The organism is Nonomuraea ceibae (assembly GCF_019396325.1).
Taxonomy (GTDB): Bacteria; Actinomycetota; Actinomycetes; order Streptosporangiales; family Streptosporangiaceae; genus Nonomuraea; species Nonomuraea ceibae.
Genome location: NZ_JAHKRO010000151.1, coordinates 1 through 20,090, shown reverse-complemented (window position 1 = coordinate 20,090; position 20,090 = coordinate 1). Strand labels below are relative to the sequence as shown.

The 20,090-nt window shown below is 70.6% G+C and carries 22 protein-coding genes; 9 read left to right on the top strand and 13 right to left on the bottom strand.

The genetic code is table 11. From position 1 onward, the window contains the following. Positions 1 to 810: universal stress protein (locus KME80_RS45130; protein ID WP_246646806.1), on the top strand; the 810-nt coding region annotated here is incomplete at its 5' end. Positions 811 to 819: 9 nt separating this feature from the next. Continuing rightward, positions 820 to 1,635 (top strand): helix-turn-helix transcriptional regulator, encoded by an 816-nt coding sequence (locus KME80_RS45125; protein ID WP_219517923.1) that lies wholly within the window; start codon positions 820 to 822, stop codon positions 1,633 to 1,635. On the opposite strand, the gene KME80_RS45120 is transcribed toward KME80_RS45125, so the two are convergent. Further along, the gene (locus KME80_RS45120; RefSeq protein ID WP_219517922.1) at positions 1,615 to 3,171 is read right to left on the bottom strand and encodes a long-chain-fatty-acid--CoA ligase; all 1,557 of its coding nucleotides are present in this window, start codon (positions 3,169 to 3,171) and stop codon (positions 1,615 to 1,617) included. The two genes, KME80_RS45125 and KME80_RS45120, sit on opposite strands and share 21 nt — an antisense overlap. A gap of 208 nt (positions 3,172 to 3,379) precedes the next feature. Here KME80_RS45120 and sigJ point away from each other — a divergent pair, with 208 nt between their 5' ends. Beyond that, on the top strand, positions 3,380 to 4,255 hold the full coding sequence (sigJ, locus tag KME80_RS45115) for an RNA polymerase sigma factor SigJ (RefSeq protein ID WP_308126199.1): 876 nt from the start codon (positions 3,380 to 3,382) through the stop codon (positions 4,253 to 4,255). 69 nt (positions 4,256 to 4,324) lie between these two features. Then, positions 4,325 to 5,452: an NAD(P)/FAD-dependent oxidoreductase gene (locus KME80_RS45110; RefSeq protein WP_219517920.1), complete on the top strand. Its 1,128-nt coding sequence runs from the start codon at positions 4,325 to 4,327 to the stop codon at positions 5,450 to 5,452. Positions 5,453 to 5,528: 76 nt separating this feature from the next. On the opposite strand, the gene KME80_RS45105 is transcribed toward KME80_RS45110, so the two are convergent. Then, entirely contained in the window at positions 5,529 to 6,701 is a 1,173-nt protein-coding gene (locus KME80_RS45105; RefSeq protein WP_219517919.1) for a PAS domain-containing sensor histidine kinase, read from the bottom strand. Between the two features lie 312 nt (positions 6,702 to 7,013). On the opposite strand from KME80_RS45105, the gene KME80_RS45100 reads away from it, so the two are divergent. After that, positions 7,014 to 8,036, top strand: coding sequence for an AF_0692 family protein (locus KME80_RS45100; RefSeq protein WP_219517916.1), 1,023 nt, complete (start codon positions 7,014 to 7,016; stop codon positions 8,034 to 8,036). Here KME80_RS45100 and KME80_RS45095 read toward each other — a convergent pair. Both KME80_RS45095 and KME80_RS45090 read right to left on the bottom strand, forming a co-directional pair. After that, entirely contained in the window at positions 8,017 to 8,655 is a 639-nt protein-coding gene (locus KME80_RS45095; RefSeq protein WP_219517915.1) for a LuxR C-terminal-related transcriptional regulator, read from the bottom strand. The genes KME80_RS45100 and KME80_RS45095 overlap by 20 nt on opposite strands. Further along, on the bottom strand, positions 8,652 to 9,893 hold the full coding sequence (locus KME80_RS45090; protein ID WP_246646812.1) for a sensor histidine kinase: 1,242 nt from the start codon (positions 9,891 to 9,893) through the stop codon (positions 8,652 to 8,654). Before KME80_RS45090 ends, KME80_RS45095 begins: the two co-directional genes overlap by 4 nt. 195 nt (positions 9,894 to 10,088) lie before the next feature. Here KME80_RS45090 and KME80_RS45085 point away from each other — a divergent pair, with 195 nt between their 5' ends. Next, positions 10,089 to 10,607, top strand: coding sequence for a hypothetical protein (locus KME80_RS45085; protein WP_219517911.1), 519 nt, complete (start codon positions 10,089 to 10,091; stop codon positions 10,605 to 10,607). Between the two features lie 32 nt (positions 10,608 to 10,639). Here the strand turns inward: KME80_RS45085 and KME80_RS45080 are convergent, their stop codons facing one another. From KME80_RS45080 to KME80_RS45050, 7 genes are all read right to left on the bottom strand, one after another. Further along, complete coding sequence (locus KME80_RS45080) at positions 10,640 to 11,317, bottom strand: response regulator (RefSeq protein ID WP_219517909.1); 678 nt, start codon at positions 11,315 to 11,317, stop codon at positions 10,640 to 10,642. Next, a complete protein-coding gene (locus KME80_RS52365; protein WP_219517907.1) occupies positions 11,314 to 12,528 on the bottom strand; it encodes a sensor histidine kinase in 1,215 nt (404 codons plus the stop codon). The genes KME80_RS45080 and KME80_RS52365 overlap by 4 nt, the downstream gene beginning before the upstream one ends. Before the next feature lie 60 nt (positions 12,529 to 12,588). Continuing rightward, positions 12,589 to 12,741: a hypothetical protein gene (locus tag KME80_RS45070; protein ID WP_219517906.1), complete on the bottom strand. Its 153-nt coding sequence runs from the start codon at positions 12,739 to 12,741 to the stop codon at positions 12,589 to 12,591. Between the two features lie 84 nt (positions 12,742 to 12,825). After that, positions 12,826 to 13,356 carry a flavoprotein gene (locus KME80_RS45065; protein ID WP_219517905.1) on the bottom strand — a complete coding sequence of 177 codons (531 nt, stop codon included), beginning with the start codon at positions 13,354 to 13,356 and terminating at the stop codon, positions 12,826 to 12,828. 454 nt (positions 13,357 to 13,810) lie between these two features. Beyond that, entirely contained in the window at positions 13,811 to 14,329 is a 519-nt protein-coding gene (locus tag KME80_RS45060; RefSeq protein WP_219517904.1) for a hypothetical protein, read from the bottom strand. Positions 14,330 to 14,401: 72 nt separating this feature from the next. Then, positions 14,402 to 14,809: a carboxymuconolactone decarboxylase family protein gene (locus KME80_RS45055; protein WP_219517903.1), complete on the bottom strand. Its 408-nt coding sequence runs from the start codon at positions 14,807 to 14,809 to the stop codon at positions 14,402 to 14,404. Between the two features lie 99 nt (positions 14,810 to 14,908). Beyond that, on the bottom strand, positions 14,909 to 15,286 hold the full coding sequence (locus tag KME80_RS45050; protein ID WP_219517902.1) for a winged helix-turn-helix transcriptional regulator: 378 nt from the start codon (positions 15,284 to 15,286) through the stop codon (positions 14,909 to 14,911). A gap of 68 nt (positions 15,287 to 15,354) precedes the next feature. Between KME80_RS45050 and KME80_RS45045 the strand changes: the two genes are divergently transcribed. Further along, entirely contained in the window at positions 15,355 to 16,020 is a 666-nt protein-coding gene (locus KME80_RS45045) for a nitroreductase family protein (protein WP_219517901.1), read from the top strand. Between the two features lie 85 nt (positions 16,021 to 16,105). On the opposite strand, the gene KME80_RS45040 is transcribed toward KME80_RS45045, so the two are convergent. Further along, positions 16,106 to 16,954 (bottom strand): alpha/beta fold hydrolase, encoded by an 849-nt coding sequence (locus tag KME80_RS45040; protein ID WP_219517900.1) that lies wholly within the window; start codon positions 16,952 to 16,954, stop codon positions 16,106 to 16,108. Positions 16,955 to 17,073: 119 nt separating this feature from the next. Here KME80_RS45040 and KME80_RS51275 point away from each other — a divergent pair, with 119 nt between their 5' ends. Continuing rightward, positions 17,074 to 18,054 carry a helix-turn-helix domain-containing protein gene (locus tag KME80_RS51275; protein WP_308126198.1) on the top strand — a complete coding sequence of 327 codons (981 nt, stop codon included), beginning with the start codon at positions 17,074 to 17,076 and terminating at the stop codon, positions 18,052 to 18,054. Between the two features lie 249 nt (positions 18,055 to 18,303). On the opposite strand, the gene KME80_RS45030 is transcribed toward KME80_RS51275, so the two are convergent. After that, entirely contained in the window at positions 18,304 to 18,915 is a 612-nt protein-coding gene (locus KME80_RS45030) for a hypothetical protein (protein ID WP_219517898.1), read from the bottom strand. Positions 18,916 to 19,485: 570 nt separating this feature from the next. Between KME80_RS45030 and KME80_RS45025 the strand changes: the two genes are divergently transcribed. Further along, positions 19,486 to 19,893 (top strand): tyrosine-type recombinase/integrase, encoded by a 408-nt coding sequence (locus KME80_RS45025; protein ID WP_308126197.1) that lies wholly within the window; start codon positions 19,486 to 19,488, stop codon positions 19,891 to 19,893. The last annotated feature ends 197 nt before the right edge of the window (positions 19,894 to 20,090 follow it).

The window sequence follows — 20,090 nt, the reverse complement described above, 5'->3', positions numbered from 1 at the left end:
GGCTCCGCGCCGTCGGACACGGCGCTGGAATGGGCGGCCGCCGACGCGCGGCGGCGGGGGCTGGGCCTGCGGCTCGTCCACGTGTGCGAGCACTCCCGGTTCGGCCGGGAGGCGACGGACTACTGCGCCGGGACCCTGGAGGCCGCCCGCGACCGGGTGGGCCGGGCGGCCGGCGGCGTCGAGGTGACCACCGAACTGCTGGCCGGGCACGTCGTGGACGCGATGGTCGGCGAGTCGGCCGCCGCCGACAGCGTGGTGCTCGGCAGCCGGGGGCTCGGCGGGTTCAAGGGGCTCCTGATCGGCTCGGTGAGCGTGGGCGTCGCCGGTCACGCCGCCTGCCCGGTGGTGATCGTACGCGGCTCCGCCGAGCCCACGCACGGCCGCGTCGTCGTCGGCGACGACGGCTCCCGGTGCGCCGAGACCGCCCTGGCCTACGCCGCCGAGCAGGCCCGGGCCAGGGACGTGCCGCTGCTGGTCACGTACGCCTGGCAGGTGCCTGTCACGCCGTCGCTCGCGGTGGGCTACAGCGCGCTGCTGGAGCGCTCCTGCGAGGCGGAGCTCCGTACGGCGGCCGAACGGCTGAGGGTGTGGCGCGAGAAGCACCGGGACATCGAGATCGTCGGCGAGCAGATCGCCGGGCATCCGGCGGAGGCGCTGATCAAGGCCGGGGAGACGGCCGATCTGGTGGTCGTGGGCACGCGCGGCCTGGGCGGTTTCGCCTCCGCCGTGCTCGGGTCCGTGAGCCGGACGGTGCTGCAACAGGCGACCTGTCCGGTGGCGATAGTCCGCCCAGGGGCGAAACAGGCATAAAGTGCGGTGATGTCGCACCCCTGGCGCGGCTGGTGCCTCCTGCGGCCCGGCCTCCTGCTGTACGGCGGCACGGTCGGCACCAACGAGCCGCACGCGCACCACGCGGTGCAGCTCATCGTCGCCGCCGAGCCCTTCACGCTGGCCGACGCCCACGGGGAGCGGCTGACCACGCGGATCGCCGTCGTCCCGCCCGACACCGGCCACACGCTGATCAGCGGAGCCCATGACGCGCTGCTCGCCCACCTGGACCCGCGCAGCGCGCCCGGCCGCGCCCTGCTCGCCCGCTCAGGCGCGGGGGCGCGGGCCTCGACCTGGTCGCCGCCCGCCGCCCTCGCCGGTTCCGGCGCTCAGGGCGGGCGTGGGGGAGCCAGGCCGCTCATGTTCGCCGAGCCGCCGGCCGGGCACCCGCGCTCGGCCGAGGCGGCGGGCGCGCTGCGCACGGTCGAGGCGTGCAGCGGCCACAGCGGCGCCGCCGACGCCGCCCTCCACCCGGCCGTGGAGGCGGCGATCACCGTCATCCCCGCGCTCCTGCCGGCAGGACCGGTACGGCTGCGAGCGGTGGCCGACGCCGTCCACCTGTCGCCGAGCCGGCTCGCGCACCTGTTCGGCGCGCACGTCGGCATCCCGCTGCGGCCGTACGTGCGGTGGCTGCGGCTGCGGCAGGCCATCGACCGGGTGGCAGCCGGGGAGACGCTGACGGCTGCCGCGCACAGCGCCGGGTTCACCGACGGCCCGCACTTCACCCGCGCCTTCCGGCGCACCTTCGGCAACACGCCCTCCGAGCTCGCCGCCGCGATCGACTGGTTACCCGACGTCGGCCCGTGACCGGCGCAGCTCCCGCTTGAGGATCTTGCCGGTCGCGGTCATCGGCAGGCTCTCGCAGAACTCGACGATCCGCGGATACTTGTAGGCCGCCATGTTCTCCCTGCACCAGTCCACGAGCTCCGCCTCGGTCACCGCCGACCCGGGCGACGGGATCACGTACGCCTTGACCTCCTCGCCGTGCGAGCCGTGCGGCACGCCGACCACCGCCACCAGCGAGACCGCCGGATGCGTCATCAGCACCTCCTCCAGCTCGCGCGGGTAGATGTTGAACCCGCCCCGGATGATCATGTCCTTGGTGCGGTCGACGATGGAGTAGTAGCCGTCCTCGTCGCGGGTGGCGATGTCCCCGGTGCGGAACCAGCCGTCCCGCAGCACCTCCGCCGTCTCCTCCGGCCTGCCGTGATAGCCCTTCATGATGTTGTGCCCGCGCACGGCGATCTCGCCGGGCCCCTCGCCCTCGACCGTGTTCCAGTCGTCGTCCACCAGCCGCATCTCCACCCCCCACACCGGGAAGCCGATCGTGCCCGGCCTGGTCGGGCGGCTGAGCTGGTTGAAGCAGGCCGCCGGGGACGTCTCCGACAGCCCGTACCCCTCCAGGATCGGGATGCCGAACGTGGCCTCGAAGTCCTTGAGCACCTCCACCGGGCAGGCGGCCGCCCCCGACACCGCCACTTGCAGCGACGCCGGCACCTCGGCCTCACCCGCGTGGATCTTCGCCAGCATCGCCCAGTACATGGTCGGCACCCCGGCGAACATCGTCACCCGCTCCCCGCGCATCAGCTCCAGCGCCTGACCGGGCTCGAACCGCGGCACGAGCACCAGCGTGGCGCGGCGGCGCAGGCTCACGTTCATCACCGAGGTCTGGCCGAAGGAGTGGAACAGCGGCAGCACCGCCAGCGACACGTCACCCTCGGGGTCGCGGGGGAACATCTCGTCGCTGACCATCGTGTTGAGCAGCAGATTCGCGTGCGTGAGCTCCGCGCCCTTGGGCCGCCCCGTGGTGCCCGACGTGTAGAGGATGGCCGCGACGTCCTCCGCCCCGGTGCCCACCGTCTCGAACTCCCCGGACTTGCCGTCCAACGCCGCCCAGAACGACTCCCCGTACTCCGACTCGGTCGCCAGCGGCGTCGCGGGCAGGACGAAGAAGTGCTCACACCCCTCCGTCGCGTCCGCCGCCTCCCGCCCGCGCGCCCCCGTCGGCAGCTCGGGCGTCCCCTCGAAGCAGAACAGCGCCTTCGCGCCGCTGTCGTCCAGGTGGTACGCGATCTCCCTCGGCTGCAACAGCACGTTGAGCGGCACCACGGTCGCCCCGGCCTTCAGGATGCCGAAGTACACGAAGGGGAAGTACGGCACGTTCGGGCAGAGCAGCGCCACCTTGTCGCCCCTGCCGATCCCGCGCTCCACCAGCAGATTGGCCACCTGGTTCGCGACGGAGTCCACCATGGCGTACGGCAGCCGCAGATCCCCGTAGACCAGGGCGGTGCGGTCCGGGACCGCGCGGGCACTGTCTTCCAGAATGATCGACAGGTTGAGCATCGGGGCCCCTCTCGGTCGGAACGCCTCGTCCGCCCCCAGAATGCTCCGCCCCCCACCCCCAACACTTGTACGAACGTGCCGAATCCACCGGCTACGGCCGAGCGCGCCCGGCAGCGGCCGGAACCGGCGGACCCCGCGCAATCGTGGCGTCGGGGCGCACGTAGCCTCGGCATCGGAGGAGAGCGGTCGCAGGGGATCGGGGTGTGCGGTGGAACCGACGGGCACGGCGCTGACGGAGGCCGACTGGGCGGCCCACCGGCCGGCGGTGTTCGGGGCCGCGTACCGGATTCTCGGCAGCGTGGCCGAGGCGGAGGACGTGGCGCAGGAGGTGTGGTTGCGGGCCGCCGCCGCCGACCTGTCCGAGGTGCGCGACGTGCGTGCCTGGCTGGTGACCGTGTCCGCCCGTACGGCCTACAACGTGCTGATGTCGGCGCGCGTGCGGCGCGAGTCGTACGTCGGGCCGTGGCTGCCCGAACCGCTGCTGACCGGGCCCGACGCCGCCGCCCGGGTGCTCGTGGACGAGTCGGTGAGCACCGCGATGCTGGTGGTCATGCGGACGCTCACCCCCGCCGAGCGCGTGGCGCTGGTGCTGCACGACGTGTTCGACCTCCCGTTCGCGCGCATCGCCGAGGTGCTGGGCGCCACGCCCGCCGCCAGCCGCAAGCTCGCCTCGCGGGCCCGTACGCGGGTCGCCGCCGTCACGGAACGGCCCCGGGCCTCCAAGGCCGAGACCAGGCGGGTGCTGGAGGCGTTCAGGGCGGCGGCCGAGGCCGGTGACCTGGCCGGGCTCGTCGCGCTGCTGGACCCCGAGGCCGTCTACGTCGCCGACGGCGGCGGCAAGGCGACGGCGGCGCGCAGGCCGGTCCGGGGCGCCGCGATCATCGCCCGGCTGGCGATCAGGCAGGTCGAGCTCAGGCGTCCGGACGCCGTCCGCGTCGTCGAGGTCAACGGGGAGCCCGCCCTGGCGACCTACTCCGGCGGCGCGCTGGTCTGGCTCGACACCGCGGAGGTCAGCGGCGGGCGGATCACGGAGTTCAGGAGGCTGGTCAATCCCGACAAGCTTCCGCGCATCGGTCACATCTGAGCCGGCTGTCTTGTCTCCCTGCCGATCCCTCCCCGTCCGTGGGGGGACAGGCTGAGAGAGGACGAGACGGTGGCACAGGTTGTGATCATCGGTGGCGGTTTCGCGGGCGTGTGGAGCGCGGCGGGCGCGGCGCTGGCGCGCGGGGAGCGGGACCTGCGTATCACGCTCATCGCGCCCGGCGAGCGGATGGTCCTGCGTCCGAGGCTGTACGAGCCCGACCCGGGCCTGGCCACGGTGGAGCTGCGCAGGATCCTCGACCCGATCGGCGTCGAGCACCTGCGCGCCACGGTCAGCGAGATCGACACCGCCCGCCGCGTGGTGGTGGCCGACGGCCAGGAGATCCCGTACGACCGCCTGGTGCTGGCGGCGGGCAGCGAGCTCGTCCGGCCGAGAGATCTGCCCGGCGCCGAACGGCTCTTCGACATCGACACCCTGGCCGGGGCCCAGCGGCTCGCCGACCGGCTGCGCGGCCGGGCGGACTGTTCCGTGGTGGTCGTCGGCGCCGGGTTCACCGGTCTGGAGGCGGCGACCGAGCTGGCCGCCCGGGGTCGGGTGCTGCTGGTGGACCAGGCGGCGGTGGTCGGCGAACAGCTCGGCCCGGAGCCGCGCGAGGCGATCGAGTCGGCCCTGGACGAGCTCGGCGTCGAACGCCGCCTCGCCACCACCGTGACCGAGGTCGGCGACGGCTACGCCGCCCTGTCCGACGGCACCAAGGTCGAGGCGGACGCGGTCGTCTGGTCGGTGGGCATGCGGGCGAACCGGCTCACCCGGCACATAACCGGCTCACTCGACCACCTCGGCCGGATACCGGTGGACCGGCACCTGCGCGCCCTGCCCGAGGTGTTCGCCGCCGGCGACACGGCCGCGGCGCCCTACGACGCCGGGCACACGGTCACACAGTCCTGCCAGCACGCCGTCCCGCTCGGCAAGGTCGCCGGGTACAACGCGGCGGCCGACCTGCTCGGCCTCCTTCCGCGCGACTTCACCCCTGGCCCGTACGTCACCTGCCTCGACCTGGGCGGCGCCGGCGGGATCTTCACCCGCGGCTGGGACCGGAAGGTGATGGCCACGGGCGCCCACGGCAAGGAGATCAAGCGGCAGATCAACCAGGCGATCCACCCGCCCGTCGACGACGCCGCGAAGATCCTCGCCGCGGCCGACGACGTCTACCTGGACCTGCCCTTCTTCCCCCGCTAGGAGCTTCCGGGGCTGGGAGCTTCCGGGGCTGGGAGCTTCCCGCGCTGGGAGCTTCCCGGGCTGGGAGCTTTCCGCGTCAGGAGGACGTCCCGCTCCTCGATAACGGCCGGTCCGGAGCCTCCTCGCCGCCGGGCTCCGGCCGCGCCGCCAGCGGCAGCCGCAGCACGAACCGGGCGCCGTCCGGATGATCGGCCACGAACAGATCGCCCCCGTACGCGTGGGCGATCTCGCGGGCGATCGGCAGGCCGAACCCGGAGCCGCCGGTGTCGAGCGTGCGCGCCTGGTCGTGCCGGTAGAGCCGGTGGAAGATGCGCTCCCGGTCCTCGGGCGGGATGCCGGGCCCGTCGTCGATGATCTCCAGGACGGCGTACGGCGGCGTGGCGGCGACCACGAACTCGATGGTGGTGGTGGTGTGGCGTTCGGCGTTGGCCACCAGGTTGGACAGCAGCCGGGCCAGCCGCACCCGCGAGGCCCGTACGACCACGTCCTCCTCCAGCCGGGTGACGACGGCCGCGCTCGGCGGGTGGGCGCCCAGCTCCTCCACGACCAGGCGGGCCAGGTCGACGAGCTCGACGCCGGGCGGCGGGGCCGTGTAGAGGCGGGCCAGGGCGAGCAGGTCGCCGACGATCTCGTTGAGCCGCTCGGCGTCGCGGTGCAGGCTCCGCAGGGTCCGGCGCAGGTCCGCGCCCGGGTCGGACAGCGCGTCCTCCAGCTCGGTCAGCAGGCCCGTGATCGGGTTGCGCAGGTCGTGCGCGGCGTCGAACACGAACCGCTGCTGGTGCTCGATCGTCTCGTGCAGCATCGACACCTTCTGCTGCTCCTGCCGGTACGCCTGGTGGAGCAGCCCGTCGGCCCCGGCGTCCGGCTCCTCGGCGGCGCCGGCGACCTCCGCCTGCCCGAACACGACGATGATCCCCTTGGCGGCGCCCGACGGATCGAGCACCGGCGCGCTCGTCATCCGCCAGTGGCGCGGGTCGGGCGGCGCCCAGTCGTGCCGCAGCAGCGGGACGACCTCGCCGACGCCCGATCCGGCCACCCGCTCCAGCGACGCGCGCACCTTCGCCGCCCCCGCCGCGCTCAGCCCCCTCGGGGCCACCGGCAGGGACCGGCCGACGACCTCGTCCCGCTCCTGGCCGGTCATCCGCAGGCAGGCGTCGTTCACGGCGAGCACGACCAGCTCGCGGGTGAGCAGCATGCAGGGACACGGCAGCGCCTCGAATGCCGCCTGGTAGTCGACCGTCGCTCCCATCACCGGGTCCCCCTCAGCCGCCATCTACCCTCAGAGGCCCCGCGACATGCGAAAACATCAGAGAGCGGTCAGCCCAGGCGCATGACGCGGCCCAGCGCCGGCGACCCCGCGGTCTACCCCAGGTCGGAGAGGGTGATCTCCGGGGAGGGCAGGGGGGCGGTGTCCGGCCGGGCGCGCAAACGGGTGCGACCGTCGGAGGACGGGATGCGACCTGAGGTGGAGGTTTCCGGTCTGCCTAAGTCAAACTTCGGGCTGTCGTGCGCGAGGAGCGGCTTCCCTAGCGTCGGATCCCGACGAAAGGAAACCCTCACGATGAACGCGTTACGTCGGAGCCGGTGGCCGATCCCGGTGCTCATGGTGCTCTCGCCGCTGCTGGCGGAGGTGTTCAGCGGCTCCATGCCCGCCACCGACTTCTTCCGGCCGGGCATGTTCCTCCCCTTCACCGTCTTCGTCTACGGGCTGCCGATTCTGGTGCTGCGCGAGGTGGCCACGCGGACGAGGACGGGACTGCTCGGCCTGTGGTGCCTGGGCATGATCTACGGCCTGTACAACGAGGGTCTGATCTCGGAGACGCTCTTCCACCCGCTCGACCCGGCGAACGACGCGTACGGGACGTTGGGGGTGGTGGCCGGGCTGCGGATCCCCTGGGCGCTGTACATCCTGCCCTGGCACGGACTGTTCTCGCTCCTCACCCCGGTGCTGCTGACGCACCTGCTGTTCCCCGAGCAGGCGGACCGGCCGTGGCTGCCGAAGTGGGCCACCTGGGTGCTGGGGATCGTCACCGGCGGGCTGGCGATCGCCCGGTTCGTGTTCTGGGGCGAGAACCGCGGGGTGCAGGACGGCGGGACCTTCCTCCTGCACCTGGCGGTCGTGCTCGGTGCCGCGCTGGTCGCCTGCCTGGTCGCGGCGCGGCTGCCGCGGGGTCCGCGGGTGGTGGCGGTCGTGGATCGGCCGGGGGCGCGGTGGCTGCCGTTCGCGGCGGGGGCAGGGCTGTACGCGACCTGGTTCGTCGGGACCGAGCTGCTGGTCTCCATCGTCAAGGCCCCGTGGCCGGTCGTGGCGCTCTACACCTCGGCGGCGGTGGCGGCGGGACTCTGGGCGACGGCCCGGGTACGGGCGACGACCAGGGCCGCCGCCGCGCTGTTCGTCCTCGGCGCGGGAACGACACAGGCGGCCGTCGTCGTCCTGCTGATCGGACTGCTGGTCGGCGACGCCTTCAGGGCCCTGTCCGGAGCCGTCTTCGTCGCCGTCTACCTCACCGCCACAGCCCTCATCGCCCGGCGGCAGGGCCGAGCGGCGCAGTCGGCCGGAGAGATCAGCCGCGCAGGTAGCTGAGGACCGCCAGGACCCTGCGGTGACTGATCTCGTCGGCGGGCAGGTCCAGTTTGGTGAAGATGCTGCCGATGTGCTTGGAGACGGTCACCTCGGAGATGACGAGATCCCTGCCGATGGCGGCGTTGGACCGGCCCTCCGCCATCAGAGCCAGCACCTCGAGCTCGCGCGGGCTGAGCCGCAGCAGCGGGTCGGCCGGGTGTGTGAGCAGCCGCCGCACCACCTCCGGGTCGATCACCGTCTCGCCGCCGCCCACCTCCCGCATGGTCGCCACGAACTGGGCGCCGTTCGCCACCCGGTCCTTGAGCAGGTAGCCAGTGCCGGCATCACCGCTACGCAGCAGCTCGGAGAGTGCGGCGCCGTCGACGTACTGGCTGAGGACCAGCACCGGCAGCGAAGGGCGATCGCGGCGCAGCGCGATCGCCGCCCGCAGGCCGTCGTCGGTGTGGTCGGGCGGCATGCGCACGTCGGTGACGACGATGTCGGGCCGGAAGGTCGAGGTCGCGCTGCGGAGCTCACCGGCGGTAGCCACTGCGGCCACCACCTGATGCTCGAAGTACGTGAGAAGGTTGACCAGGCTCTCCCGCAGCAGGCCGGAATCCTCGGCCAGCACGACTCTCATGCCGTCACCGGGTGCGGCAGGCAGGGGATCTCGGCGCGCAGGACGGTCGGCCCGCCGCCGGGGCTGGTGAACCTCACCCGGCCGCCCACCGCGGCCACCCGGTCCGCCATGCCCTGGACGCCGCCGTCCGCCCGTACGTCGAGGCCGCCCCTGCCGTTGTCACCCACTTCCAGGATCAGCGTGTCGCGGGCGATCCAGCCGCTGACCCAGCAGTCGTCGGCCTCGGCGTGCTTGGCGACGTTAGCCAGGGCCTCGCTCACCATGAAGTACGCGGTGCTCTCCACACTGGGCACGAGCCTGCCCGGAACGTCGATCTTCACCCGGATCCTCAGGGAATGAGCCCTGGCCAGCTCGGCCACGGCTTCGGGGAGGCCGCGCTCGGCCAGCACCCGCGGATGGATGCCGCGTACGAGCTCGCGCAGCTCCTCCAGCGTCGTGATGGTCTCTAGATGGGCGCGGGACAGCAGGCTGTGCAGCTTGGGATCGGCCACGGTCATCCGCGCCATGTCCAGCATCACGCCGAGCGCGACGAGCCGCTGCTGGGTGCCGTCGTGCAGATCACGCTCGATGCGCCGCCGTTCGGCGTCGAACGCGTCGAGCAGCCGCCCGCTGGAGCCGACCGTCTCCATGTCCGGGATCTCGTACGGGGGAGGCGCGAGCAGCGCCCGGGCGATCGGAACCCGCATCTTCGCGGCCACGACGGCCAGGTAGGCCGCGGCCACCAGCCCGAGCGCTGCGAACCCTGCCACCAGGAGCGAGTCCGCCAGCGTGGGCAGGTGCGTGCCGAGGAGGTCGACCGGCCCGGACACCAGGTAGACGACTGGTGCGGCGAGGAAGACGATACAGACCAGCGGTATGGCGGCGACGGCGTAGTCGAGCAGCCACAGCCCCGTGATCAGCGCCGTGGTGTAGCCGAACGCGCGCCAGGTGGCGCTCTCGCGGAGCCTGGTGCCGATCCACGCCCTGGGCCCCGGCCGGCGCAGGGTCCGGTGCGGGCTGGGGAGCGCAGGCAGGCCGAGCAGCCGTAGCCGCCGGCGTTCGACGGCGCCGATCGGGATCCCCGCCAGCCCGGCCGCCGTCAACGGGACGAACCCGATCGCGAGAGGCGCCAGCGTCACGCCCACCAGGACGAACGTCAGCACCACCGTCATGGTCATGCCGCCGAGCAGGGCGCCGGTCGCCGCGTACGCCCAGGCGCGCCAGGGCGTGGAGGAGGTCAGGAGCCTGGTCGGGTGCATGCTCTCCACACCGCCGGAGCTTAGGACCTTTCCCGGCTCCTGCCATGACAGCCACCTATACCAAGAAATGTCGTACCTGCCGTGATTCGCCCGTCCACCGGTCACCTGTGTGCTGGAGACCTCGTCGTCTACCGCACTGGAGGGCATCTCGTGAGGCCGGTTCACTCCGCACCAAGGCGATCGGTCACCTGGCCGATGAAACCCACCGCGCGCAGGGTGTGGCTGGTGCTGCACGTGAGCCTGTCCGTGGGCTGGCTCGGCGGCAGCTATGCCATGCTCGTCATGGGCGTCGTGGCGCTGACCAGCACGGGAATGCCCCTGCGGCCCGCGGCCTACGACATGCTGCACATCAGCGACACGGCGATCATGATTCCCGGGAGCCTGGGGGCCCTGGTCACCGGACTCGTGCTGGCGCTGTACACCAAGTGGCGCGTCCTGCATCACTGGTGGGTCGTCACCAAACTGGTGCTCACCGTCTTCGCGATGATCTTCGGGTACGCGTACACCGCCCAAGGGGTGAAGGCCGCGCTCGCCATGACCCTGGCCGACCCGGGGGCCGACATCGGCTCCTTGGAGCCCGGGTTGCTGGCGGGGTCGGTCGTGATGCTGGTCGTCCTGTCCCTCGCCACGGTGCTGTCCGTCGTCAAGCCGTGGGGACGCACCCGATGTGGCCGCGGCCCCAGCAGTCGCCGACCCCGGGCCTCGGCACACTGACCGTCCCAGCCGGCGCGAGAGAAGGTGTCGGCTCACTCCTTCTGACCTGGCCGTACGATGCCCGTCTCGTACGCGTACACGACGAGCTGCACCCGGTCACGCAGGTGCAGCTTGGTGAGGATCCGGCCGACATGGGTCTTCACCGTCGCCTCCGAGACGGTCAGCGTCTCGGCGATCTCGCCGTTGGAGTGACCGCGGACCACCTCCGCCAGCACCTCGCGTTCGCGCTCGGTGAGCTGGTCCAGCCGCCCGTCGGCAGGGGAGCAGCCGGTCGCCGGGTCGGGCAGGTGCTGGGCGAAGGCGTCGATCAACCGGCGGGTCACCTGCGGCGCGACCACTGCGTCGCCGGAGGCCACGGCCCGGATGCCGGTGAGCAGATCGGGCGGCGGCACCTCCTTGAGCAGGAACCCGCTCGCGCCGGCACGCAACCCGGCGAACACGTACTCATCGAGGTTGAACGTGGTCAGCAGCAGGACGCGCGCCGGGGATCCGGACTCGACGATCCGCCGGGTGGCCTCGATGCCGTCCATCACCGGCATCCGGACGTCCATCAGCACCACGTCCGCTCTCGTGGCGCGGGTCATCGCCACGCCCTGCGCGCCGTCGCCGGCCTCCCCGACGACCTCAAGATCGGGCTGGGTCTCGAACACCATGCGGAAGCCGAGACGCAACATGGGCTGGTCGTCCACCAGCAGCAGCCGGATCTTCACGGGCTTCCGTCACCGAACCTGAGGCGGGTGCGCACCCGCCAGCCGCCATCGGGCAACGGCCCCGCTTCGACCCGGCCGCCGTAGGCCGCCGCCCGCTCGGCCATGCCGGCCAGCCCGTGACCGGCGGTCTGCGCCCCCGCCACGGCCAGGGCGGACGCGCCACGCCCGTCGTCGACGATCTCCAGCTCGGCCCCGGAGACCGTATAACTCAGCCGGATCTTCGCGGCGGCCTCCGGGCCTGCATGCTTGATCGTGTTGGTCAGCGCCTCTTGGACAATCCGGTAGATCGCCAGCCCCGGGCCCGGCCCCCAGCCGCCCGGCACGCCTTCACGGGTCAGGGTCACCTGTACGCCTGCCTCCCGCACCTGGTCGAAGAGCAGATCGAGATCGTTCACGCCGGGCGGCGGGGCCAGGCTGCCCTTCTCACCGACGCTGCCCGGCCGGGTGCCAATGTCGGGCCCGGTGCCGCTGCCCGGCCCGGTGCCGCTGTCGGGCTCGCCGTCGCGGAGCAGCCCCAGCAGCCGGCGCATGTCCGCGAGCGCCTCCCTGCCCACCGCCGACACCTTCCCCATCGTGTCGGCGGCCCGCTCCGGAGCCGTCGTCGCGGTGAACGCCGCCCCGTCGGACAGCGCCACCATCACCGCCAGGTTGTGGGTCACGATGTCGTGCACCTCCCGGGCGATCCGGCTCCGCTCGGCCGCCACCGCGAGACGAGCCTGCTGGTCACGCTCCTGTTCCAGCCGCTCGGCCCGCTCCCGCAGCCCCGCGAGATGGGCCTCCCGGGTCTGGAGCGTCACCCCGAGCAGTACGGCCACCGCCACGCCCGAGGCGAGCACCACCACGTCACCCCACCGCAGCCCCGCCACCAGCACGCCGTAGAGAAAGGCCGCGCCGAGCACCGCCACCGGCGGCAGCACCCGCGGCCACGGGCGGTGCCGGGCCACCGTGTAAGCCGCCACCCCGACCACGGCCACCGGATAGACCTCCTGCACCCCCGCCACATAGGACGCCAGGCCGAGCCCGACCGTCACATACAGCACCAGAACCGGAGCCACCCGCCGCCACACCAGCGGAAGACAGACCACGCCCAGCCAACCCCACCCGGCCACCCCGTCCAACCCAGGAACGTTGGCCAGCACCACCACCCCGGCCAGGGCGGCGTCCAGCACCCACCCGTGCTCCCGAGCGCGGGCAACGAGTCGTCCGACCACGTCAGCGACGCTACCGACGACCGCCGGCCACTGCACCCACCCCAGGTCCTATCTTCCCGATCACCCCGTACGACCCAGGTCGTAGCCGCGCTTCTCCTCCCGATAAATCCGCACCCGCCGGCCGTCGGTGCTGTCGATGACGGTCCTTTCACCGAGAGGCCGCTTCAGGGTGAAGCCGACCGGGTGCGCGTAGCCGACCAGGTTCGTGAACACGGGCTCTTCCCAGGGCCCACCCGGCCAGGGTCAACGCGGTAACCGCCAGAACGAGGAACGACTTGCCTGCAGGCAGGGGAGGGCTCAAGCCGGCAGGTTCGCCAAGGCGAGCGCCCAGGGATAGTCGTCGATGCGGTCGGGTCCGGTGCTGGGCGGGTGCGGCTCGAACTGGCCCGGGCCGAGCAGGACGCGGATGCCTTCGGCGCGAAGCCCCTCCACGCTGCGCCGGAAGGGGGCGCGGGAGGCGAGGGCGGTGTTGACGAAGGGCAGGACGACGGGGATGCCGAGTCCGGGCGCCTCGGAGAGCAGGCCAAGGGCGTAGGTGTCGGCGATGCCCTGGGCGAACTTGTTGATGGTGTTGTACGTGGCGGGAGCGACGATGATGGCGTCCGCGCGTGGGGACTTGGGCTCTGCGGGCTTGCGGTACTGGCTGCGTACGGGCCGGCCGGTCTGCTTCTCCAGCTCTGCGACGTCGATGAAGTCCAGGGCGGGCGGTGTGGCGACGACCTGGACGGTCCAGCCGGCCTGTTGGGCCAGGGTGACGAGTCGGCCGACGTCGGGGGCGGGCCCGGCGGCGCAGACGATGACGTGGAGGAGCTTGCCGGATCGGCTCACGCGATGGACTCCCAGGGTGGCGACGTATTCACGGCAGCCTGCCACTTCCACCGAGGGCAGGGAACCGGGCGGGCTGCCCGACCGGCGTCCGCCCAGGTCAGATGGGGTGGAGCCCGGAGCTCGAACCCGGAACCTACGGATCAAGCTCGGCCGACCAAGATCCCCCGGCCGGAAGGGAGTGAAGCAGCTACTCGACCCTGATGTGGATACTCGGGCATACACATGAGTAGCGCGGTTGATTCCGGTATATCCCCGTGCCTCGTCCTATGACATCGCCTGATGCGTCCTTGAGGGCCAGATCCACTGCGCCCTCATAGACGGCAGCATTGATCCCCAGCATCGCCAGCCCGCCCTCGTACTGCGGAGTGGAGTAGGCGGGGTTGTCCAAAGGGACCACGGCGCACGGATGTCCTTCCGAGCAGACATCCCGCGTGTGAGCGCGACTGGCGGCAAACTAGACGCCGACCTTTTTCACAGACCCGATGACAAAGACGTCGCCATTCGGAGCATGAGTGAGACAGTCGACGTCCCCATAAGCCTTATACCCAAAGGGCTTACTCCTGCCCCATTTCTCGAACCCGCCCACCAGGGCTACCGAAGATCCTTGAAGGATATTGCCGACGTAAGGGACGGTAACGCCGCGTTTTCCGTTCATCTGTGTCGGGGTCGTGCCCTTCGGCCAGACAAGCCCCATAGGCGATGAGCCGGCGGTCACCAGCTCCAAGCATCGGTTCGCGGAGTTGTAGGTCAGCTCACCTTCTGCGACGACCAGGAAATTGAGGGTTGAGCTGCGTACGACGATCTTCGGGTCGTGACCGACCGCATGTACATGGTCGATACCGTTTCGTACGGCATCGGATGGTTGGCTGGTAGGAGGCGCTGTAACCGCTACGCCACCGCCCACCGAGGCGCAGGCCAGCAGTGCCAAAACGGCTGTGCCGGCGGGCAAAGGACGGCAGCGTAACAGTCTCATGGATACATTCAACCGCCTGAAGGGGCTTGGACGATCGGGCGGTTGACCACTATGGAAATCTACGCCCGCACTTCACTCACCGAGTGTCGGAAGCTTCTCCATGAACGAGACCGCTCTGCGAAGGAGCGGAATGGTGACCGACCCGCCTCCCACAAGGGCGATCTGCAGCGCCTCAAGCGCCTGTTCACGAGAGACCCGCTCTTCATCACATCGTTCGAGATGGTAATAGACGCACTCCTCGCAGTCCTTCATCACGGACACCACCAGGCCGAGCAGTTCTTTGACCGAGGCCGGCAGGGCGCCGGGCGCGTACGCCGCGCCGTCCAAGGCGAAGAACGATTCAAACAGCGACCCGCTGCTGCGCAGACGCTCATTTCCGTCGGCTCTGGCCTTGCGGAAAGCTTCTGGGGAAGGCGTCACGGTCAGATGTTCGCGGACATGAAAGGCGGTGTCGGCCTGAGGGCCGGTGGAGCTGGACATGTGGGCATTATGATCCGCCGATCAGCTTCACCACCAACGATGATTTCCGTTGGGGCTATCAGTGATGCTTATCGCCAGACTTTCCCAATGCCCGGTCAGTCAGTCACGTGCTCGCTTCCGGGCCCGTTCGATCTCGTTGATGTTGTCCTCCGTCCACCGGCGGAGCGCCGTGATGGGCTCGGCAAGGCTGCGCCCGAGCGCGGTGAGCTCATAGTCCACCCGGGGCGGGATGGTGGGGTGGACGGTGCGCGTGACGAACCCGTCGCCTTCGAGGCTGCGCAGGGTCTGGGTGAGCATCTTCTGCGAGACGCCCTCGATGCGTCGGCTGAGGTCGGTGTAGCGCATGGTGCCGTCGAGGAGGGCATCCACGACGAGGATCGTCCATTTGCCTGCGATGTGATCCAGCACCTGGCGGGTCGGGCACTTCGCCGAGAAGGCGTCGGCCGGCAACCCGGAGGACTCCACAATGGTCTCCATGAAGGGAGAGTAACGCACTAATTAGTGCCTTCTTCCGTATGGAGAGCCGCTCTCCGATAGTGAGTGGCATGACGCCTCACACCATGTCTGTCGCCGAAGCCATCCGCACCCGCCGCACCGTCCGTCACTACCGCCCCGATGCGGTCCCCGCGGACGTGCTCGACGCACTTCTCGCCCTCGCCATCGAGGCGCCCACCAGCTGGAACCTCCAGGACCGGTCCATCGTCGCCGTCACCAGTGACGAAGGCCGTGCGGATCTGGCCTGGGCCACCGGTGGTCAGCCCCAGCCGCAGGAGGCGCCGCTCATGCTGGTCTTCGTCGCCGAGCCGCTGTCCTGGCGCGAGGACCACAGCGACGTCTACGAGCAGGCCCGTCGCAATGGAGCATGGAACGACGAGTTCGTCACGATGTTCTCCGCGGCGTCGCAAGCCTTCCAGACGGATCTTGAGGAGCGCGGCCTGCTGCGGGAGTACGCGGTCAAGGACGCGATGATCGCGGCCAGTTACGTGATGCTCGCCGCCACGGAGATGGGGCTTGCCACTTCGCCGATGAACGGCTGGGACGAGGCCAAGGTGAAGAAGGCGATCGGCATCGAAGACCGCGACGACCTGGCCATCGCCCTGCTGATGTCCCTCGGCTATCCGGCTGAGGAGCGTCGCCACCCCGGCCGCCGGGCACGGGAACGCAACGTGTTCCGCGAGTCCTACGGATCGCCAGAACACCACTCCCGATGACGACGCCCCTCACCGGAAACGATCGCCGGATCGGCATGGGCTGGGCAGGAGGGGCTCGCCCTGCGACCGGCCGCCGCCTGACGCCTCAGGCGTCGTCGCCGCCCAGGAGCCAGCGCAGCATGGCGGGCGTGGCGGCGAAATGACCGGCGTGACCTGCGTCGTCCGCCTCGTTGAGCGTGGCGGACGGGATGCGGGCGGCCAGCCAGCGCCCGTGCGTCACCGGGACGACCGTGTCCAGGGACCCGTGCCAGATCCGCACCGGCACGTCGATCGTCGCCGGGTCGAACCCCCACGGCAGCCCGTACAGGGCGAATTCATCGTCGATCCACCCGTCCTTGCCGGGCCGTACGGCTTCCGCGAAAGCCGGCCGGAGCATGGCCTGGACCTCGGGCTGGGCCAGGACGGCCTGCTCGGCGGGTGGCAGCAGCGTGGCGGGGCTCGCGCTCTCCTCGTCCTCGGCGAACAGCTTGACCAGGGCGTCCCTGCTGATCAGCGCCGCCTCGGAGGAGCGGCGGTTGCTCTCCATCATGCCGGCCGTCCAGTCCAGCCCGGGCGCGTCGCACGGCGCCAGGCTCGCCAGGGCAGCGGCGCGCGTGACGCGGCCGGGGTGGCGGGCGGCGAAGGCGAGCGCGTGCGGCCCGCCTCCTGACACGCCGAACACGGGGAAGCGGTCGAGGCCGAGGGCGTCGGCGATCGTGCGGATGTCCTCGGCGGCGTCCACCACCCGGCGTCCGCCATGCGGCGTGGAGCTCCCGTAGCCGGGCCGGTCGTAGGTGATCAGCCGGATGCCCAGCTCGGTGAAGAGCTCGGGGTGCGGGTAGCGCGCGAGGCGGCTCATGGGTGTGCCGTGGGTGTACACGACAGGGCTGCCGCCGGGCTCGCCCCACTCCTCGACGGCCAGGGTGCGGCCGTCGGCCGCCTTCACCTCACGCACGCTCGATCTCCTTCGCCGCGAATCTTTCGCAACCTACGCTATTCAGCACCTGTTAGGAGGATGCGGCCGAAGCGTGCCATAAAGCGGACGAAAGGTGCCATTCGCGTAGGCTCGCGGGTGTGATCGAGGGGACCGTGTCGACCCAGCTGGCCCGGCTACTGGCCGGCGCCGCGGGGGCGAACGCCGCGCTGGCGCCCTTCGGCGACGAGCTCCACCACGACCTGGTGCGGGTGCCGGCGTCGGTCACCGACGCGCTCTGGGAGGAACTGGCCGGTGTCACGGCCGCGCAGCTCGTACGCGCCCTGCCCGACCAGGGCGTCGGGCTGTGGAGCCACATGTTCGGCGGGGGCGGGAACCTGCTGGACGGCCTGCGCGACGCCGCCAGATACCTCCCGATCCTGGCCGATCCGGCGACCGAGTCGATCGAGGTGCTCGACGACGGCGAGCTGACCACGGTGCGCCACAGCTCCACGACCCGCCTGGCCCCGGCGGTGGCCGCCACCCGGATCGAGTTCGGTCTCGGGGTGGTGCTCGAACAGTTGCGCCGCGCCGGCGGCAGGACGGTCACGCCCGTGCACGTGGGGTTCGGCCATGCCGCGCCCCGGCGTCACGACGGCATCGTCGAGCTGTTCGGCAGCCGGAACGTCACCTTCGGCGCCGAATCCGACAGCCTGACGTTCCTCACCGCCGACCTCACGACGCCGCTGCCGTACGCCAGGCCCGGCCTGGCCGGGGTGCTGCGGCAGCATGCTGACCTCCTGCTGAGCGCCGTACGGCCGGCGTCGACCTGGCACGACAGGTTCCGCGCGGCCGTGGCCGACGCGCTGCGCGACGGCGACTGCTCGTTGCGGGCGGTCGCCGCCCGCCTGGCCCTCAGCTCCCGCACGTTGCAGCGCCGCCTGGCCGAGCAGGGCACCACTTGGCGGGCCGAGCTGGAGACCGTACGGCAGGACAGGGCGGTGCGGCTGCTGCGGGACACCGACCTCACGGTCGACGCCGTGGCCGACCGGGTCGGCTACAGCGACGCCCGCGCCCTGCGCCGCGCCACGCAGCGCTGGCACGGCAGCTCACCACGCACCGTACGCGGAAAGCCCACGTAACCTGTGGGCTCGAACCCGGAACCCAACTGAACCTGCAACTGGGGATCCTGTGATCACGGCACCCCCGGGGCTTGAGCACTGACAGGCACCCCTCCCGCCACTGCTTGCGAAGTGATCTGATCTGACTACCACGGCTTCCACTTGGGCGACCGGCAACCGTGACTGACCTCTGCTGACCCCCTTAATGCCACGCTAATGGCACGGCGACCAGGTGTGGGGTCACGGGGTCTGTTCTGCAGGACCTCTGTTCTAAGGTGTGCGGTCACCGTATTTTTGGATGATCGAGCTGAGAGTGTGTGGGGCTGATGGAGCCTCCTGCCCTAGTGGATCCGGTGAAATGACGCCGGTGTGTACGGATCGCATCCATTCGTCGTCGACCACAGCCTGGCATAGCGCTTCGGCGGTGATGAGCGTGGCGAGGCCACACCTGTTCTCCCAGGTCTCCCGACCCGCTGGGCTGGCGGCGATCCACTGTTCGACACTCGCGAGATCGGGATCTGGATACCAATCCCAGTCCGTCATGTCGAACCTGACCACCAGGCCGCTTTCCGTCCGATAAGAAAGTAATGCTGGGGCTTCATCGATCCATACAACGCTCAGGCATGGGCCGTACTGCGCCAGAATGGGAAGAGCCCCCTCGGTGACGGAATCGACGCGGTAGTCCATGATGACGGCGCCCTTGCCGAGGCGCCCGATGAACATGTCGACGTCGTCAGCGTTGAAGCGCGCCGGCTGAGTGCTCTCGGGTGAGATGTCGTACGCAGCCAGGACGTCGTCAATCTTGGTGGCAGAGCACCACGTCAAGTCGACGACCAGCCCGGTTTGCAGGCGAAACCACTCGTAGTAGATTGAGTCGATCACGGACGCTTCCTCTCAGCTGACACCGCCATGGGCCATGCTCAATGATCTTGGCGCATCCGCCCTGCCGTCCGCCGCCGAACCGCGATCAGCCACGTTGCTCGCTGAGCCAGGGTGAGAAACGAACCCTGGGTCGTCGATCGCCCCCAAGCACATACGGCGTCCAACCATGCAGTGGTGATCGTAGGACTGCATCTGTGCGGCGGCGCGGCAACCCCGGTCGGTGCGTTCGGTCGGTACGGCGGGAGTGGCGTGCGGTGGGCGGGCGGGCGGAGGGCCGGCGGTACGGCGGCGCGCCGCGTCGCCGCTTGACGCGGACGAGGCCCCAGACGTCCTGGACGTGGCCCACCACCAGGGGAACGGAACCCGCTGGTCCGTGGCGCTCGCTCTCGGCCTTCGGCAATGTGAAGCGCTCGGCCTGCGCTGGAAGTACGTGGACCTCAAGCGGAGCGTCATCCGGATCTTCTGGCAGGCCGCAAGCACGTCTGCACCAAGGAGGGGCAGAAATTCTGCGCGCCCGACTGCACGAAACACGCCCCCTCCTGCCCCGAACGGGTAGGCGGCTGGATCTTCGTGAAGCCCAAGGGCAAGAGCAAGCGAACCGTGATGATCCCGCCACCGCTGATCCCGCTGCTCAAGCTCCACCACCAGGCCCAGCAGGCCGAGAAGGAAGCGGCGGGGGAGCGGTGGCAGGACTATGACCTCGTCTGGTGCCACCCGGACGGACGCCCCATCGACGCCGATCAGGACTGGGACGAGTGGAAAGAACTCCTCCGCCTGGCCCCGGTCGACAAGGACGCCCGCGTTCACGACGCCAGACACACCGCCGCGACACTCCTCATCGAACAGGGCGTGGACATCAGCGTCGTCCAGGAGATCCTCGGCCACTCGCAACTGACCACGACCAAGCGATACACCCACATCACGGCGACGCTTCCGACCGAGGCCGCAGCCCGCATGGGCCGGGCACTCTGGGGCTAACCGCAACTGGAAATGCAACTGGGCGGGCTTCCGGATCATGGAGATCGGGGAGTCCGCCCAGGTCATGTGGGGTAGGGCGCCCGGGGCTCGAACCCGGAACCTACGGATTAAAAGTCCGCAGCTCCCTATCTTGATCTTCCGTCAAGATCCGCGACGTTCCACCCTAATCCCAGCTCGCACGGCGTTTCTTCCGTCTA